Below are 15,738 nucleotides of genomic sequence, written 5' to 3'. Positions count from 1 at the left end.
GATATTCGGAGCCCGGTGCGCTTCGGTCGGGCTGTAATCCAGTGAATCAGCGGCCCTTTGTGTTCCGGTGAACTCAGGTAACGTATCTGTTTCGCGATATCCGTGAAATCGATTGGTGACCAATACAATTCGGCACGCCGAATCGCGCAGCGGGTCGCTGCGCAAAAGGTTTGTCGAATATCTTCGAGCCGATTTCGATTATGCGGTTGTGACGGTTGGCGTTTCGGGCTGTGGAGTGTGGGTGTACGTGCGGACGATGGTGGTGGCCGCCGCGACGCCGAGCAGTGCGACCGCGGCGGCAATGACGGCGTCCCGCATCGTGGCTACGGTGGCGACGACGCCGAATCCGATGGTGGCCACGGCCGCACACAGATACGCCACGGCGGCATAGCGCGCGGCGATGCGGGCGTGCTGATCGGGTGGGGTGGCGGCGCTGACGATGCGCAAGCCGGTCCGGTAGGCGATGCCCTGGCCACACCCGGCGAGTACCGCGCCCGCCAGCAGCAGTGGCAGACTCGGCGCGATCGCCACCGTCGCGGCGATGGCCACACCGGCAATAATGGTGAGCTGGGCCAGAATCGGCTCGCCGGGCAGCGTGTCCGGTGGCACCGCACGCTGGACCACCCACGCGCTGACCAGATACAAGCCGACTGGTAGGGCCAGCAGCGGCAGCTCGGTGGTGCCCAGCAATTCGGCACCGTAACTCGGTAACAGCGCGACGACGAGGCCCGCGGACACCCAGGCGGCAATTCCGTTGAGGTATCCCGCTATTGGAGGCTCGTTCGACTTCGGTCGCGTCGTGCGGGCCGCGTCGGTCCGGTGTCCGGGGGATCGGTCGGTGCACACGATGAGCGCGACGCCGCCGAGCAGTACCGCATGACCGGCATAGACGGTGACTCCCGGCGCCGGAAGATATTGGGCGACCCACGCGGCGGCGATGGTGCCCAGGGCCGAACCCAGTACGGTGGCGGTAGCCATTGCGGTGCGTCCACCTTCGCCATTGCGTTCCAGAATCAGCCCCGCCAGCGAACCGGTGACCAGGCCGACCGACAGTCCCGCGAGCACCCGCGCCGCACATGCGGGCCCGGCCGAATCGGCTAGGCCCATGGCGATATCCGCGCCGATGCCGCACACGCTGCCCACTCCGATCCGCCACCACCACGCCTGGCGGGCGGGCGGTGTGCCGATGAAGGTGAGCGTCGGGGTCAGGGCGAACAGGTATGCCGCGAAGATGACGGTGATCAGCAGTGGGGCCAACTCCCAGGTATGGCGGTAATACGGCATCATCCCGGTCGCCAAATTGGGCTGAGCCATGATCAGCACGAGCAATACGCCCGGAGCCGTCGTTCGCATCCACCCTCCCAAATGAGGAGATCTTCTCAATTAATAGGGTAACGAACTGAGAAGATCTTCTCTACTCGTGCGTTCCGATCGGGTGTGCTGTCGCTCGGGTCCGACCACCGGGCAGGATGGAGACGTGCCAACCGTGAATACCCGCAGCGATGCGCAGCGCAGCCGATCAGTGCTGGTCGACGCGGTCGGTAGCCTGCTCGACGAGGGCCGGATCGGTTTTTCGATTCCCGAACTCGCGGCGGAGGCGGGTGTCGGCGTCGCGACGGCGTATCGGCATTTCGCGGCGCCCCAGGATGCCATGCAGGCATTCCATCGGCGCGCGATCGAACAACTCCTCGAGGCCTTCGCCGCCATCGATCCCGCGCTGGATCCGGTCGAGCGGTTCCATCGGTTCTGTCGCACCTGGGTGGACCAGGCGCGGCAGTGGGGACCCGCGGTTCGTCATATCCGCAGCCACAAGGGCTTCATCGAACGGCTCGCCGCCGGGGACGAATCCATCACGGCGCTGCACAACATCCTGGCCGATGTACTGGAAGCCCTTGTCCGCCAAGGTAAAACGATTCAGCCCGACCCGACCTACGCGGTCCTGCTGTGGATCACGATCTTCGATGAGCGAGTTGTCTACGACCTCACGGTCTTTCAGCATTGGTCAGCCGCGCGGGTGACCGATCAGCTCACCGATGCGGCTGCGGGGGCGCTCGGTATCCGGCTGTGAGTCCATCGATCGGTCAGTCGAGGCACCGCCGGAGCGACCGCACGACGAAAGGCCATGCGGTGGAAACGGGATCGATGAGTTCGAAATGTCCGATGCTCGGCAACTCGACGAGTTCGGCGCCGGATTTCGCGCAGTACGCGCGCGCCATTTCGATCGGCAGGCGTTGGTCCCGATCGCCGTGTACGACAACGGTGGGGATGTCGGTGGTGTCGAGCGCCGACGGGTCGGTGGCGGCGTAGCGCTCGGGAAACTCCTGCGGCCCGCCGCCGAGTAGTTCGGCGACCGCGCCATTGCCGTTGCCGCGATGGTAGGCATCGACGAGATTCGCCGCCGGAGCCAAGGCCACGACACCGGCCACTCGCGGCGCCGACTCGGTGCGCCAGGCGCTTTCGCTCGGCAGCCGATGCCGCGCCGCCGCCCACAGGGCGAGATGTCCGCCGGCGGAATGTCCGAGGTAGAGGATGCGGTCCGGGTCGATGCGGCCCGCCCGGGTGTCCTCGATCAATCCGGGCAGCAGGTCGAGTGCCCGCGCGACATCGTCGAAGGTGGTCGGCCAACCGCCGCCGGCACCGACCCGGCGATACTCGAGGTTCGCGACCGCGTAGCCCAGTGTCGCCAATGCTCGCGCCTCCGGCTGGGCATGCGCACGGTCGAATTCCGCGCGCCAGAATCCACCGTGCAGCACCACGACCAGCGGTACCGGACCATCGGCGGCGGGCAGGTAGAGGTCTGCCACCTGATCGCGGTGCGGTCCGTAGGCGATGGGGTCCATCGGACCCGCTTACAGGCTGAAGAAGATCTGCCGCAGGACCAGCGCGACGATGAAGACGACGGTGAACGCCAGATCGATGGAGAGCCCGCCCAGCCGGACCGGTTGCAGGTATTTGCGCACCGGTGCGATCACCGGTTCGGTCGCGGAGTGGCTCAGGTCGCGGGCGCGATTCACCCACTGGGGGTGGCTGCCATCGGCGAGTACCCCCACCCAATCGAGTACCAGCCGGGCGAGTAGCAGCAGGATGAATACCGTCAGGGCTATCCCGAGCAACGTGCCGATAAGGCCCATGTCGAACTCCTTCGTGGGTGGCAACTACCAGTATCAACGGTCGACACCGGCTGGGAAGTGTCCCATTCGCCGGGTTCTCAGCCGACTATCAGGTCGGTTAGCCTGTCCCGATGCGCCGACCGCTCCGATACCTGCCGATAGCCGTCCTGACGACCCTGAGCTGGCTGGTCGCCGCCGGGCCCGTCGCGACCGCACAGGATGCCTCCCACCTGATCACCGTGCAGCAGTCCGGCGTGCTGCGGGTGTGCACTACCGGCGACTATCCGCCCTACACGCTGCGCGAAGAAGATGGCGCCTACCGTGGCGTCGACATCACCCTCGCCACCGACCTCGCTGCGGCTTTACATGTTGTCCCGCAATGGATTCCGACCACCTGGTCCACGCTCACCGATGACTTCCTCGCCCGCTGCGATATCGCTGTCGGCGGCATTTCCGACACTCCGACCCGACGCGTCGTCGCCGATTTCTCCATTCCCACCTCGATCGACGGCAAAACTCCCGTCGTCCGCCGCGCCGACGCCGCCGACTACGCCACCGTCGACCAGATCAACCGCTCCGAGGTCCGCGTCATCGTCAATCGCGGCGGCACCAACGAGGCCTTCGCCCGCGCCAACTTCCCCGAGGCCCAACTCACCATCTGGCCCGATAACCTCACCATCTACGACCAGCTCGAACAAGACAACGCCGACGTCTTCGTCACCGACTCGGTCGAAGGCCGCTACCGCCAACGCACCCACCCCACCCTCGAGGTCCTACACCCCGACACCCCCTTCGACTCCGCCCCCAAGGCCTACCTCCTGCCCAAGGGCGACACTCTCTTCAACACGGTCGTCAACACCTGGCTCGAATCCGAAATCCGCACCGGCAGAAGCGATCAGCTGCTTGCCGACTGGATCGGCTGACTCGCTCGGCATCGCCGGGATGCGTTCGCCGCGGTGCAGCGCACCCGCCGAATCCTCATGGCCGTGCTGGCGCTCGGTTGAAACGGGCAGAGGTGGCGTAGCAATTCGGCCCCGTCACCTCAATCGTAGTGCGACCATATGTCTGAGATCGTGCACTGCGACATCGGCTCCCGGAGAGCGAGAGGCCAGTAGTGACCATGCAGCTGGATGTACTTGCCACAACTGGCGTCCCGGTAGTCGGCGCACTATTCGGTGCGGTGGTCTCGGCGCTCGCGTCGGGCCGCGTGCGGGCCATTATCGGTGACATCTTCCGACACCCGCGGCAATCCTCTGTCGTGGTTTCGGTCGGTGGTAGCACCACTGTCTATGAAGTCTCCGCCACAGACGTCAGCAAGGTGATCGAAGCGCTGGAGCACGAGCACATCGAGTCCCAGCATTCCGATATGCCAGGTGAGCAGGTCGACCACACGAACGACGACGAGAACCAGGCCCCCGCATGACGACGCCACGACAGCCCCGGGTTACCGCGGTCTCTTCGCATTTCAAGCTGGTTTTCCTGTGCGTCTTGGGTTTCACGTTCATCGTGTTCATAACTGATGTCGTGCTGGTCTTGGCGCTGACCAATCCGACCGACCAAGCAAAAAGTCTGATGGATACCTGCTCGAAAATAGTTCTGATAGGTGTGGGCGCGACGGCTGGCTTGCTCGGCGGGAAGGTCTAGCGCCCCAAGCAATTCACCAAGGATTTCAGCGCTCCGGCGTCGGTGGTGGCCGCTGAAACCCCACCGGCAGCGGCGTTTCCGGGTATTGGAGAGTACGTGGATCTTCGAGCCGGCTTGCCTCGATCGCCCCGCAACGGACTTCTTCGATCAGTCGCGTTTGGTGTGGGTGACGTGTACGGGAACGTCGTCGGCCCACGGTTGGCGGGTGACCATGTCGGCGACATTTACGGTGCCGCGTTCGAATTCGCCGGTAGCCGCGTCGACTAGGCGATACGACTGAGTTTGTCTGTGGATGGGTTGGGCGTCCAGGAGGACCACACGGACTTCGCCGGGTTCGAAGTGGCAGCGCTCTTGCATCGCGGTGATGAGTTGTTCGTTGTGCATATGGCCGTCGCCGAAATTCCAGCCGAGGGCGGTGCTACAGATGCGTTCGCCGTCGGTGATGGTGTATTCGTCCTCGTGACCGGATGGCATGGCTCGGTGCACGAGGGTGAACAGGGCGCGGCCGTGGGTGTTCATGGCGCGGAAGGCATATCCCATGAAGATCGGGATCTGGGCTCGGTCCTTGCCGTAGAACCGTTCCAGTTGAGCCTGCGGCATGCTGGCGATCGCGACGATGCCGCGGCCGATCTTTTCGGCGGCGGAGGGTTTGATGCACCACATCGTGGTGTCCCAGTTGCCCGCGTAGTAGCGCATGCCCGGCAGGAACGAAATCTGGTGCGGGAAAAGGTTTCCGGCGATCACGATGCCCGCGATGACCACGATCAGCAGCGCCACCGGCCCGGGGTGGTGCAGATCGACGAGGCCGAGATCGGCATGCGCGACGAATAGTGCGAACACACCGAAGATCATGAAGACGTTCCACTCCAGCGGGACACCCATCGGAATGGCGGTCAGGATCGCGAGATGGAAACAGACCATCACGAATGCGGCGGCCGCCGTCAGCCAGCCGCCGTGCGAGAAGAGCAGCACCAACGGAATGCACATCTCGACGACAGTGCCGCCGTGAGCGAATATACGGGACAGCCGACCCGGCCGGAGATCGTCGGGAAAGTTCTCGAAGAACTTGCGCTTGAGCGATTTTAGCCGGAAGACCGGGCTATTGGACATCATCGTGGAAACCACGAACGGAAAGTGTTTGTTCAGCTTCGATGTCGCCGCACCCATCCAGATCACCACGAAGACCAGCTTCGCGGCGACGATCATATCGGCGGCGAAGAGGAAGGTGACCGTGAGCGTGGCATAGACCTCGCCGCGTGCCGCCAGGAATATCACCTTGTCGCGCAACCCGATCAGCGCCAGCAGGCCGAGTATCACCGCGATCTGCCAGACCGGAAGCAGACCGATCGTCGTATCCAACTCCGGCACCGCACCGGTTCCATCGGATAGCAACGCGACTGCGGTCATCACCAATAACGCCGCGTACAGCGCGACATCCACCGTCGATCGGCCGGTGCCCTTGGTCAGCGGAACGACGGCGGGCCATGGTGGCAGCCGAATGGTGCTGGGCCGCAACCAATACAGAATCGACCCCATGGGCGGAAAGAATCTGTTGTTCAACGGACCGAACCCACACCCGAGCCCGATCACCTCGAACAGGAGCGTGTACAGCACGACCTTTTCGAAGACGATCGGCTCCGACCACCACGCATCGACATCCGCGAATCCATCGATCCCCTTGGTGCACAACGCGATCAGCCAGCCACCGAGGATATAGAGACACACCTTGCCGACATAGAACAAATGCAGCACGACCGGCGTTCCGAATCCCACCTCGGCCCAATGCCGCGCCATCGGCCGGATCCGCTCACTGCGAGTGCCCTTGCTCCACTCCGCCATATCGACCACGGGCAGGTCGGGTTCGAGAAACCCCATAAAGCACTCTCCGATTCGCCGACACCGGAGCACCAAGCCGAATCACGGACCCCGATGTGCTCCGATACGTTGACAGCTCGACCATGTGCTGTCAATCACCGGTCCCGACGCCCGAGACGAAGCCGCATCGGCACTGGAGTCACTCGACCCCGTCGAGTCGGCGCAGTTCCGCCACCCCGAGTTCCACGCGAGCGGCGGCGATGAACGCATCTTGCGCGGCCCACAATTGCTGGAAGAGCTCCGCTGGAATATCGCTTGCACCGTGGTTCGCCCGCGCTGCAGCGACTTGGCGTGCGGCAGTGAGTATTTGCAGGCCGGTCCCAACCGTCTGCTCCGACTGACACACGATCCGCAAGGCGATCCAGGTGGATTCAAGTTTCTCCTTGTACGGTCGTCCGGCTTCGTCGAAGAATGGCATGAGTTCACCGGGTGCCTGAGGATGCGGAACAGCGGAGATGAGTGCGCTCGGTTCGACTGCGAAAGCGACATACTGCCGGTAAGCCGAGGCGAACTCGTTGTACGTCGACAGCCTGATATCTCGCCACTCACGCTCGTGGTCACGGTGCCACTGGCGTTCTTGATTGCGGATCGTCAGCCACCCTCCGAGCACGACTCCCAACAGCACGGCCAACGCAGAGATTGCAGTGCCCAGCATGCTCGAACATCCCTCCCACCAACTATGACAAGCATGAAATATGGAGCGCCCCAAGGAAAAGAACAATAACTCGTCACGATCCTCGACGAGTGGGGTTGACGGAAGTTGCACGGATCGAACGTGGTGGCATCCCACCGAGCTGGGCGTTCTCGTGAGCGCTCGTGCACACCGCAGCTACCGCCGGTAACGCTGGGGGTTTTCATCGCTACCGCACGATTGAGTCCGGCCGCTCGGCGCGCGCCGGGCCCGTTGCGGTAGACCTGTTCCGAAGAGATGAGGAGACAGGCCATGAACGCCGATGCGGACGCGTCCGATGAACCGCTGGTGCTGTTGCACGGTGTAGCGATGTCGGGGCGGGTGTGGGATCCATTGATTCCGCGGCTGTCCGCCCGGTACCAGGTGCTCGCGCCGACCGCGCTGGGGCATCGGGGCGGGGCGGCGGTGTCGCGGCGTCCGGTGCGGATCACCGACTTTGTCGACGAGGTCGAACGACTGCTCGATGAGAATGGCTGGGCGACAGCACATCTGGTCGGTAACTCGCTCGGCGGGTGGACCGCCGTCGAGTTGGCGCGCCGGGGCCGCGCACGCACCGTCTGTGCGCTCTCACCGGCCGGATTCTGGGATGCCGGCGGAACCGGACACGCCGATTCCTCGGCCACCATCGCGCGCAACGTCACCTTCGCGCGTCTGACCAAGCCGCTCGCGCCGCTGACGTTGCGATCAACTATGGTTCGACGGTTGGCCTTACGGGTCATCGCCGAACACGGTGATCGCCTCGAGTCATCGGCGGCCGCAGGTATCGTCGCCGATCTGCTCGGCTGCACGGTCACCGACGATCTGTTGAACACCCGCGATGCGATCGCGGATTTCGAGCGACTACCTTGCCCGATCACCGTGGCCTGGTCGCAGGCCGACCGCATTTTTCCGGTAGCGGTCAATGGCGCGATCGCCCAGCAGCGCCTGCCGGGTGTCACGTTCGAGGTTCTCCCCGGCGTCGGACACGTCCCGATGATCGACGACCCGGAGTTGGTTCTACGCACAATCCTGGCCCGCACCAGCACACCAGCCTCGCCGGATCCGGGGACTACTCGACGGTGAGCGCCACGGGTCGATCGCCCACGTTCTCGACAAGGTCGAGGTGCCTCGGCTCAGGTCGCGCTGGCCGTCACGCGCATCGCGTGGGTGCACCATCGGCACGTCATAGACCGCGATCTCCCAGCGTGGCAATGGTTCTCCCGGATACCCCTACCTTGCCGACAGAAGCTGCATACACAGCTGCGCGTATGAACGCCGCCCTCGGCCGAATCCGGGTCTGCTCGATCAGTGAAATGTCGCTTGTGGCGGGTAGCTGCTTTGACGGCCGGGGCCGTTGTCGCTAGTTTCTTGTTCGTGGCTGGTACTGCGCGACTTCCCGGGCTGAAGTTGGCCGATGCGGATTGGTTGGTACAAACCGCGCTGGCGGTCGGTGCGGAGCGGGGGTTTCCGCCGCTGGCAGTTGCCGTTCTCGATGTCGCCGGAGAGGTGATCGCCCTGCGGCGTGGCGATGGCGGTATGCCGATGACCAGCCGAATTGCGGTGGCCAAGGCGCGTACCGCATTGCTTGCGCTGCGGCCTTCGGGTCTGATCGACCTGCCCGGGGGAATTGTGGACAGCATCCAGCATCTCTACGGCGGCGACTTCGTCCCGTGGGCAGGTGGTGTTCTGATCACCGACGGTGAGTTGATCCTGGGTGCCGCAGGCGCATCCGGCGCCCATGCTGTCGAAGACGAAGCCGCCGTGCAAACGGCGGTGCAGCGGTGGCAGGCACGGGGCGCGGGCTGACTATCGACTTGTGACCGGTCCCCAGGGAACCAGGGGCATGCCCGCTGATGCGCTTATTGATCAATCCGCGAACTTCTCTGTGTGGTCCGGTGTCGACCGGCGGGCGTGGCCTGCCGCATCGGATCCTGAATTGGGGGTTGTCCGGATGATGAATCGGGTGTGGATTGCGGCTCTGGCGGCGGTGTCCGGGTCGATATCGGCCTTCGGGGTGGCGGGTGCACAGCAGCCGGATCTGTCGAACGGGTTTCGTTCGCCGACCGGGAATATGACCTGTGTGGTCGCCGATAAGGGTGCGGTCTGCGAGATCGGCGACCATTCGTATGCGGCACCGGCCAAGCCGGATAACTGCTATCAGGCCTACGGCGACCGCATCGTGCTGTTCCAGGGCGATCCGGCGCGGTTCACCTGCCACGGTGACACGATCCGGGACAACAGCTTGCCGATCCTCGACTACGGTCAGTCGTTCCGATCCGGCGAAGTGCTCTGCGAGAGCTCGACTTCCGGTACGAGGTGCGCGAATACCCGTACCGGACACTGGTTCTCGCTCGCGCGGGAGGGCTATCACCTGGGTTGACCGAGTGGTGACGGGACGGGACCGAATCGCGCACCCGGTCCCGTTCCTCGTCAAAACCTGTAGTGGACACCGGTCGATTCCTCGGACACTTCCCACAGCCGCGCCTGTCGCCGGACATCATGCGACCGTGCACTGGATTCGACTCGCACGGGATAGCCCCGGATCTCGAATAGCCCTGCGGGGCCGTAGTATTCGCCGCCCCTGACATCCGGGGCGGTGGCGGCGCGGAGGGTGGGTAGTGCGCCCATGGCGGGTGTGCGGCCGAACAGCCGGGCGATGGCGAGATTCGGCAACCGGAAGCCTGCGGGGGAGTAGCGGAAGATCTCGGTACTCGCGCCGCCGGGATGCGCGGCCACCGATATCGCGCGCGTATCGGTGAGGCGGCGGTCGAGCTCATAGGTGAACAGAAGATTGGCGAGTTTGGATACGGCGTAGGCATTTCCGGTCGGCGCGACCGGGTCGTCGGCATCGATCCGGCCGAACCGATGCCCGATGCTGCTGACCGTGACGATACGTCCGGCCGGTGCCGCGATGATCCGGTCCAGTAGCAGCCCGGTCAGCGCGAAGTGGCCGAGATGATTGATGCCCCAGTGGATTTCGAAGCCATCGGCCGTGGTGCCGGTCAGTCCGGTCACTCCGGCATTGTTGATCAGCAGGTCGATCCGGTCGTAGCGAGCGCGGATCGCCGCGGCCGCGTCACGGACCGATACCAGCGAGCCCAGATCGAGTTCGGTGATATCGATGGCGGCCTCGGGCGCCAGCCTGCGGATCCGACCGGCGGCTTCTTCGGCCTTATCGGTGTTGCGGCAGGCCAGCACGACGGTGGCGCCGTGTTCGGCCAGCGCCCGAGCCGTCGCATAGCCGAGTCCGGTATTGGCACCGGTGACCACGGCGATCCGTCCGCTCTGGTCTGGAATATCGGTGTCGGTCCAACTGCTCATCAGTGTTGCTCCTAACATGAACGATGCGTTCATAATTAAAGTGAACCAGTAGTTCATGTTTCGGGCAAGGAGAACGATGACCGAACGTCCCACCCGACGTGCCGATGCGCTGCGCAATCAGGAAGCAATCCGCACCGCCGCCCGCGACCTCGTGATCGACCGTGGTCCCGGCATCGGCATGGACGAGATCGCCGCGGCGGCGGGTGTTGCGGTCGGGACGCTCTACCGGCACTTCCCGACCAAGAAGGATCTCATCGACGCCATCGTCGCCGACCTGGCGGCCGTGATCGGCCGATCGCTGGACGCGGCGCTCGCCCGTGTCGCCGATGGCACCGGTTCGGCGATCGACGAGCTCGTCGCGTTGCTGCAGGCCGTCGTGATCGATATGCGCCAGGAACGAATGCTCAGATTCGCCGTCACCGGACTCGTCGACGATGCGCTTCATGAGATCCGGCAGCGCGGTCGCGTCGCCGTCGAACAACTCGTCGCCGCTGCCCACCGCGACGGTTCGCTCTATCCGGATATCACCGTCGCCGATGTGATCCTGCTGCTGGCCACCGCACCCGACGACGCCGTACCCCGAGCCGAACAACTCCGATGGCTCATCCTGGCGCGCCGCGCCCTCACACCCACGACCGACAGGTGAAACTGTCGGCAGTCACAACGCGAGATACGGAGGCGCCATGCACTGGGATCAGATGTCCGCAACGCCCGATGACCTCCGTGAGCGGGTGACGCGGGGGCGTCGAAGTGCCGGGCAACTCGGGGTGCTCGGCGCGCTGATCGATGCGGCGGCAGGTCCGTGGCTCGGTGCGATGGATACCGATGGCCGGGGTGCGGCGGAGTTACGGATGCACCTCGCCGGGCGTTTCCGCCTCACCGCGGTGGTGACGAGTGCCGGAAAGTTCGATCTGGTGCAACTGACGGGACCGAGCGGCGATCGGGTGCTGTCGTCGAAACCGTCGGTGCGCCGCGGGTGGGATGCCGACCAGCGCATGCCCAAACAGCCGGAGTGGCTGGATTATGTTGTGGGCTGGGTGATGTACGCCAGCGCGGAGATCGACCGGCGCGCGGTCGTCGAGTGGCGGCTGTTCGGTGCCGACCGGAAGCTGGCGGCGATGAACGACACCGTGGACAACCTGCGCGCCGGCCTCCGAGAACGCGAGCAGCTCCGGGACGAGCTGGCCACCGAGGTCGCGGAATTGCGCGACGAACTCGAATCCCTCGCTGGGAGTTCATGATCGTTCCGGTGGCGGATGGCCGCCCGCCCGGAGATACTCGACGCTTGACATGACAACGTCGGTGAAAGGTGTCCGGGCATGACCATCGGAACGCTGACTGCACTGGTATTGCTGGCCGCCGGCCTGCTCTTCCTGGCGGCACTCGGCCTCGGAGTGTGGAAGTGGATGGCGATGGTCGGCGCCCCCGATGGCCGGGCGCACCCGTACGTCGATATCGCCCACCGCTCGGCCCTGCTCTATTCGTTCGCGACCGCGATGATCGCGATCTTCGTCGAACTATCCGACTGGCCCACCGCGGTCGATGCGACGGCCGCCACCGTGCTGATCCTGATGTTCGTCATCACGATTGCCAACTACATCAACCACGGCATCCGCCGCGATACCGACAACCAGATGCACAATCCGCCGCCTTCCTCGCGTTGGGTGCTTGTCGCGCTGATCGTCGGCGAAATCGGCGGATTCTGCGTCTTGCTGACGGGATTCGCCGCCGCCCAATTCCGCTAGCGCGCCGATGGGCCGAGCCGATCGAACGGAATCGCGAATCGGCTGACGAATTCGCCCTGAGTGTCCGCCGAGCACCCCCTGGTATCAAGAGGTGCTCGGCGCGTCGAATACCTTGTGCCGCAACCAATTGCGGCACAAGGCGCGCGGGCTACTGCGCGGTGGTCTGCCGCTTCGGCAGCTTCCAGCCCGGCCGCGGGAAATGGCAGGTGTAGCCGTCCGGATAGCGCAGCAGGTAGTCCTGATGCTCGGGCTCGGCCTCCCAGAATTCGCTCGCCGGGGTCACCTCGGTGACCACCTTGCCCGGCCACAGGCCCGAGTCCTCGACATCGACGATGGTCTCCAGCGCGACGCGCTTCTGCTCGTCGTCGAGGTAGAAGATCGCCGAACGGTAGCTGGTACCGATGTCGTTGCCCTGGCGGTCCTTCGTCGTCGGATCGTGGATCTGGAAGAAGAACTCGAGCAGGGCGCGGTAGTCGGTCTTCGCCGGGTCGTAGATGATCTCGACGGCCTCGGCATGGCCGGGGTGGTTGCGATAGGTGGGGTGATCGTTGCGTCCGCCGGTGTAGCCGACCCGTGTCGAAATCACACCCGGCTGCTTACGGATCAAATCCTCCATGCCCCAGAAGCATCCGCCCGCCAGAATCGCCTTTCGCGTGTCACTCACGCGTCCTCCTTCGTGAACAGGGTCTTGTACCGACCGTAGCCTTCCGCCTCGAGGTCATCGAGATGGATGAACCGCAGCGCCGCCGAGTTGATGCAGTACCGCAGGCCGCCCGCCGCGCGCGGCCCATCGGTGAACACATGCCCGAGATGGCTGTCACCGTGTGTCGAACGCACCTCGGTACGGACCATCAGATGACTGAAGTCGCGCTTTTCGACGACGTTCTCACCATCGATCGGTTTGGTGAAACTCGGCCATCCCGAACCGCTGTCGAACTTGTCGACCGAGGCGAACAACGGTTCACCGGACACCACATCCACATAGATACCGGGCTCGTGATTGTCCCAGTAAGCGCCCGTGAACGCCCGCTCGGTCCCGTTCTCCTGGGTGACGTGGTACTGCTCGGGCGACAGCGCGTCCACCGCGGCGGGGTTCCGGTTGTATTCCTGTGCCACCTGACCTCCTCATATCGGCCCCACGTATAACTCGCGGTCCGATCCGGAAAGTCCCCGCCGAGCAGCGCGTCACACTTCTGTCATTATTGCCCGGCGAGGACCGCGCGCAGGGTGCGTGCGAAGCCTCGGGGGCCGGCCCGGATATCCGTATTCGCCGCCGAGGAAGCCGCCGTGACGGCTCGGGAATACGGTTGCCTGCCGGCCGAGCAATTCCGCGACGGCCGCCGAGGTGCGTGCGGTGAAGGTGCCCGCGGACTCCTCGCCGACGGCGATCACGACTCGGGTCGGTGCGGCGGCCAGCGCGGTGACGTCCGGGTGATAGCTACTGACCGCCCAGGACCGGTCCGACAGCAGCGGGTCGTCGCGGGAACCGTCGTCCTCGCTCGGCATTCCGAACAGGGCGGGATCGGCCGCGAGCTGGGCGAAGTAGTCGTCGGTGAATTCACCCTGCGCTGAACCCACTGGCATCCATGGGTTGGCCGATCATGACCAGCGGTGGGCGTCCGCCATCGGTGGGCAGCGGCCCGTGTACGTCGTACCCGATATCGGCCTCGGCGGTTTCCAGCGTATGTGTCGTCATACCGGTGACGACGTCGCTCCCGCCGAAAATTCATCGTTAGCTGCGGAAGGCGTCGCGCAGCCAGGGCGAGCGGCGGTGGTGCGGGCGGACCCGATCGGCCCAGCGCGGATTCGATTCGTCGCGGCGGTAGGCGGCGAGCTGGCCCGCCATCGCGAAATGCAGGCGGGTGGCCTTGCCGATTACCTCGCCATCGGTGGCCAGCGCCTCCGGACTGGGCAAATGCACGTACAACTCGGGTACGCGGCGCTCGCCGTAGACCTTGCTGTGGCCGATCGCGGCCAGCAGCAGCGCCACCACTGCGCGGGTGCGCGACCAGCGCAGATCGGCGCGCAGCCAGCGGACGTCGAGCAGTCCGGCGTCGAGCCGGTCGCGGAAGGCGGGTACGGCGCCGTGCGGGTGGTAGGGCCCGTTACCGACGAACAGGAACCACACCCGCTGCCAGCGACCGTCGAGATGGATCTCGATCGGCTCGGCCCGGTGCAGGGTGACCGCGAGCGCGGCCGCGAAGGCGGGCCATTTGCCCCAGCGCGGCTGCCATTTCTCGCGCAGCCGCACCAGGTCCGGATAGGCGCCGATGCTGGCGGTATTGAGCAAATGCCTGGTGTGCGAACCGGTTTCGTCACCGTATTCGACGCTCGCGATGTCGACCGCGACCGCCTCGCCGACACCGGTGGCGTCGATTACCTCGCGCAGGTCATAGACGCCGAGGTCACGTGCGAAATGGTTGAGGGTGCCGGTGGGGATGACGGCCAGTGGCAACTCGTGCCGCAGCGCCACCGCTGCCGCGGCGGCCACGGTGCCGTCGCCACCGGCGATGCCGATCGCTCGCACCGGTCCGGCGTGTTCGGCGAGTGCCCGCTCGAACTGTTCGACAACATCCAGATCGGGTTCGGTGCGCAGCACGGTGGCGGCGGGCAGGGCCGCGATGACATCGGCGGTGGGATCGTAGTCGGGATCACCGGAAACCGGATTCACCACCACCACAAGCCCTTTGCCCGCCACCAGTGCCGGCGCCTCGCGGACCGGCCTGGCCTGCGCCTCGTCCGATTCCCGCACCGGCCACCAGCGCCGGGTGGCCAATGCGATACCGGAACCAACGGCCGCCCCGACGAGCACATCGGAGCTCCAGTGCACGCCGGTGTGCACTCGCGAGTAGGCGACGGTGGCGGCCAGCGGGGCGACAACCAATGCGGTGCGCGGACTTTCGAGTGCGACCGCGGTGGCGAATGCCGCCGCGCAGGCGCTGTGCCCGGACGGGAAGGAGGAGGACCTCGGGGCGGGCGTCAACCGCCGGTATGCGGGCAACAGTTCGGCGGCCGGTCGGCGCCGCGCAATGAGCGTCTTGAGTCCGAAATTGACGGCCAGGCTCGCGCCCGCGACCGAGACGACGCCGCGCAGCGCGGCCCGCCGCGGTGTGCCTTCGCGGGTGGCGAGCAGTGCCGCCGAGACCAGCCACAGCGCGCTGAAGTCGGCACTCTTGGTGAGCCGCAGCATGCCGTTGTCGATCATGGACGCCGGTAACTCGGCGACCGCGCTGCCGACCGCCCGATCGAATCGTCCGACTCTGTGGAACTTCCGCCGCACCCAGCTACTCACCCGCTCGACACTACCGATCGCGGCGGAAACCCCGGCTGCGCCGTCGGCGCCGTGGCTCGCCCGGCGGCAATCGGCTGTGAT

Annotated in this window: 20 protein-coding genes; 9 read left to right on the top strand and 11 right to left on the bottom strand. The window is 65.3% G+C overall.

Annotated elements, in window-relative coordinates:
* Positions 1-198: 198 nt before the first annotated feature.
* A complete protein-coding gene (locus AB0L58_RS08030; RefSeq protein ID WP_364382975.1) occupies positions 199-1,353 on the bottom strand; it encodes a hypothetical protein in 1,155 nt (384 codons plus the stop codon).
* A 124-nt stretch (positions 1,354-1,477) separates the two neighbouring features.
* Between AB0L58_RS08030 and AB0L58_RS08025 the strand changes: the two genes are divergently transcribed.
* On the top strand, positions 1,478-2,068 hold the full coding sequence (locus AB0L58_RS08025; protein ID WP_364382972.1) for a TetR/AcrR family transcriptional regulator: 591 nt from the start codon (positions 1,478-1,480) through the stop codon (positions 2,066-2,068).
* A gap of 13 nt (positions 2,069-2,081) precedes the next feature.
* Here AB0L58_RS08025 and AB0L58_RS08020 read toward each other — a convergent pair whose 3' ends face one another.
* Both AB0L58_RS08020 and AB0L58_RS08015 read right to left on the bottom strand, forming a co-directional pair.
* Entirely contained in the window at positions 2,082-2,840 is a 759-nt protein-coding gene (locus AB0L58_RS08020; protein WP_364382969.1) for an alpha/beta fold hydrolase, read from the bottom strand.
* Positions 2,841-2,849: 9 nt separating this feature from the next.
* Positions 2,850-3,131, bottom strand: a complete 282-nt coding sequence (locus tag AB0L58_RS08015; RefSeq protein ID WP_364382966.1) for a YggT family protein — start codon at positions 3,129-3,131, stop codon at positions 2,850-2,852.
* Positions 3,132-3,241: 110 nt separating this feature from the next.
* Here AB0L58_RS08015 and AB0L58_RS08010 point away from each other — a divergent pair, with 110 nt between their 5' ends.
* Together AB0L58_RS08010 and AB0L58_RS08005 are read left to right on the top strand one after the other, a co-directional pair.
* Positions 3,242-4,033, top strand: coding sequence for a transporter substrate-binding domain-containing protein (locus tag AB0L58_RS08010; protein WP_364382964.1), 792 nt, complete (start codon positions 3,242-3,244; stop codon positions 4,031-4,033).
* Between the two features lie 191 nt (positions 4,034-4,224).
* Positions 4,225-4,533, top strand: coding sequence for a hypothetical protein (locus AB0L58_RS08005; protein WP_364382961.1), 309 nt, complete (start codon positions 4,225-4,227; stop codon positions 4,531-4,533).
* 368 nt (positions 4,534-4,901) lie between these two features.
* Here the strand turns inward: AB0L58_RS08005 and AB0L58_RS08000 are convergent, their stop codons facing one another.
* Both AB0L58_RS08000 and AB0L58_RS07995 read right to left on the bottom strand, forming a co-directional pair.
* Complete coding sequence (locus AB0L58_RS08000) at positions 4,902-6,629, bottom strand: DUF3556 domain-containing protein (protein ID WP_364382958.1); 1,728 nt, start codon at positions 6,627-6,629, stop codon at positions 4,902-4,904.
* Between the two features lie 139 nt (positions 6,630-6,768).
* On the bottom strand, positions 6,769-7,260 hold the full coding sequence (locus tag AB0L58_RS07995; protein ID WP_364382955.1) for a hypothetical protein: 492 nt from the start codon (positions 7,258-7,260) through the stop codon (positions 6,769-6,771).
* Between the two features lie 312 nt (positions 7,261-7,572).
* Here AB0L58_RS07995 and AB0L58_RS07990 point away from each other — a divergent pair, with 312 nt between their 5' ends.
* From AB0L58_RS07990 to AB0L58_RS07980, 3 genes are all read left to right on the top strand, one after another.
* Complete coding sequence (locus tag AB0L58_RS07990) at positions 7,573-8,382, top strand: alpha/beta hydrolase (RefSeq protein ID WP_364382952.1); 810 nt, start codon at positions 7,573-7,575, stop codon at positions 8,380-8,382.
* 291 nt (positions 8,383-8,673) lie between these two features.
* Positions 8,674-9,105: a heme-binding protein gene (locus AB0L58_RS07985; protein WP_364382949.1), complete on the top strand. Its 432-nt coding sequence runs from the start codon at positions 8,674-8,676 to the stop codon at positions 9,103-9,105.
* Between the two features lie 157 nt (positions 9,106-9,262).
* The gene (locus AB0L58_RS07980; protein WP_364382947.1) at positions 9,263-9,679 is read left to right on the top strand and encodes a DUF6636 domain-containing protein; all 417 of its coding nucleotides are present in this window, start codon (positions 9,263-9,265) and stop codon (positions 9,677-9,679) included.
* A gap of 50 nt (positions 9,680-9,729) precedes the next feature.
* Here the strand turns inward: AB0L58_RS07980 and AB0L58_RS07975 are convergent, their stop codons facing one another.
* The gene (locus AB0L58_RS07975) at positions 9,730-10,620 is read right to left on the bottom strand and encodes an oxidoreductase (protein WP_364382944.1); all 891 of its coding nucleotides are present in this window, start codon (positions 10,618-10,620) and stop codon (positions 9,730-9,732) included.
* Between the two features lie 76 nt (positions 10,621-10,696).
* Between AB0L58_RS07975 and AB0L58_RS07970 the strand changes: the two genes are divergently transcribed.
* The 3 genes from AB0L58_RS07970 to AB0L58_RS07960 all read left to right on the top strand — a co-directional run bounded on the left by AB0L58_RS07970 (position 10,697) and on the right by AB0L58_RS07960 (position 12,365).
* Positions 10,697-11,266, top strand: coding sequence for a TetR/AcrR family transcriptional regulator (locus AB0L58_RS07970; protein WP_364382941.1), 570 nt, complete (start codon positions 10,697-10,699; stop codon positions 11,264-11,266).
* Between the two features lie 37 nt (positions 11,267-11,303).
* On the top strand, positions 11,304-11,861 hold the full coding sequence (locus AB0L58_RS07965; RefSeq protein ID WP_364382937.1) for a hypothetical protein: 558 nt from the start codon (positions 11,304-11,306) through the stop codon (positions 11,859-11,861).
* A gap of 78 nt (positions 11,862-11,939) precedes the next feature.
* Entirely contained in the window at positions 11,940-12,365 is a 426-nt protein-coding gene (locus AB0L58_RS07960; RefSeq protein WP_364382934.1) for a hypothetical protein, read from the top strand.
* 148 nt (positions 12,366-12,513) lie between these two features.
* Here AB0L58_RS07960 and msrA read toward each other — a convergent pair whose 3' ends face one another.
* The 5 genes from msrA to AB0L58_RS07935 all read right to left on the bottom strand — a co-directional run bounded on the left by msrA (position 12,514) and on the right by AB0L58_RS07935 (position 15,657).
* Positions 12,514-13,029 (bottom strand): peptide-methionine (S)-S-oxide reductase MsrA, encoded by a 516-nt coding sequence (gene msrA / locus AB0L58_RS07955; RefSeq protein WP_364382931.1) that lies wholly within the window; start codon positions 13,027-13,029, stop codon positions 12,514-12,516.
* On the bottom strand, positions 13,026-13,481 hold the full coding sequence (msrB, locus tag AB0L58_RS07950) for a peptide-methionine (R)-S-oxide reductase MsrB (RefSeq protein WP_364382928.1): 456 nt from the start codon (positions 13,479-13,481) through the stop codon (positions 13,026-13,028). The genes msrA and msrB overlap by 4 nt, the downstream gene beginning before the upstream one ends.
* 69 nt (positions 13,482-13,550) lie before the next feature.
* Positions 13,551-13,943, bottom strand: coding sequence for a hypothetical protein (locus AB0L58_RS07945; RefSeq protein ID WP_364382926.1), 393 nt, complete (start codon positions 13,941-13,943; stop codon positions 13,551-13,553).
* On the bottom strand, positions 13,924-14,061 hold the full coding sequence (locus tag AB0L58_RS07940) for a hypothetical protein (RefSeq protein ID WP_364382923.1): 138 nt from the start codon (positions 14,059-14,061) through the stop codon (positions 13,924-13,926). The genes AB0L58_RS07945 and AB0L58_RS07940 overlap by 20 nt, the downstream gene beginning before the upstream one ends.
* Before the next feature lie 36 nt (positions 14,062-14,097).
* Positions 14,098-15,657 (bottom strand): phosphatase PAP2 family protein, encoded by a 1,560-nt coding sequence (locus AB0L58_RS07935; protein ID WP_364382921.1) that lies wholly within the window; start codon positions 15,655-15,657, stop codon positions 14,098-14,100.
* Positions 15,658-15,738: the final 81 nt, after the last annotated feature.

It is taken from the genome of Nocardia sp. NPDC052112 (genome assembly GCF_040680135.1).
Lineage (GTDB): Bacteria > Actinomycetota > Actinomycetes > Mycobacteriales > Mycobacteriaceae > Nocardia.
The sequence above is the reverse complement of the archived record's forward strand: the minus strand, read 5'-3'. Positions and strand labels throughout refer to the sequence as shown.

Coding starts and splice junctions, on each gene's coding strand:
- AB0L58_RS07960 (WP_364382934.1), top strand. CDS start 11,940: ATGACCATCGGAACGCTGACTGCACTGGTATTGCTGGCCGCCGGCCTG.
- AB0L58_RS08010 (WP_364382964.1), top strand. CDS start 3,242: ATGCGCCGACCGCTCCGATACCTGCCGATAGCCGTCCTGACGACCCTG.
- AB0L58_RS07965 (WP_364382937.1), top strand. CDS start 11,304: ATGCACTGGGATCAGATGTCCGCAACGCCCGATGACCTCCGTGAGCGG.
- AB0L58_RS07990 (WP_364382952.1), top strand. CDS start 7,573: ATGAACGCCGATGCGGACGCGTCCGATGAACCGCTGGTGCTGTTGCAC.
- AB0L58_RS07940 (WP_364382923.1), bottom strand. CDS start 14,061: ATGACGACACATACGCTGGAAACCGCCGAGGCCGATATCGGGTACGAC.
- AB0L58_RS07970 (WP_364382941.1), top strand. CDS start 10,697: ATGACCGAACGTCCCACCCGACGTGCCGATGCGCTGCGCAATCAGGAA.
- AB0L58_RS08020 (WP_364382969.1), bottom strand. CDS start 2,840: ATGGACCCCATCGCCTACGGACCGCACCGCGATCAGGTGGCAGACCTC.
- AB0L58_RS08030 (WP_364382975.1), bottom strand. CDS start 1,353: ATGCGAACGACGGCTCCGGGCGTATTGCTCGTGCTGATCATGGCTCAG.
- AB0L58_RS07975 (WP_364382944.1), bottom strand. CDS start 10,620: ATGAGCAGTTGGACCGACACCGATATTCCAGACCAGAGCGGACGGATC.
- AB0L58_RS08000 (WP_364382958.1), bottom strand. CDS start 6,629: ATGGGGTTTCTCGAACCCGACCTGCCCGTGGTCGATATGGCGGAGTGG.
- AB0L58_RS08015 (WP_364382966.1), bottom strand. CDS start 3,131: ATGGGCCTTATCGGCACGTTGCTCGGGATAGCCCTGACGGTATTCATC.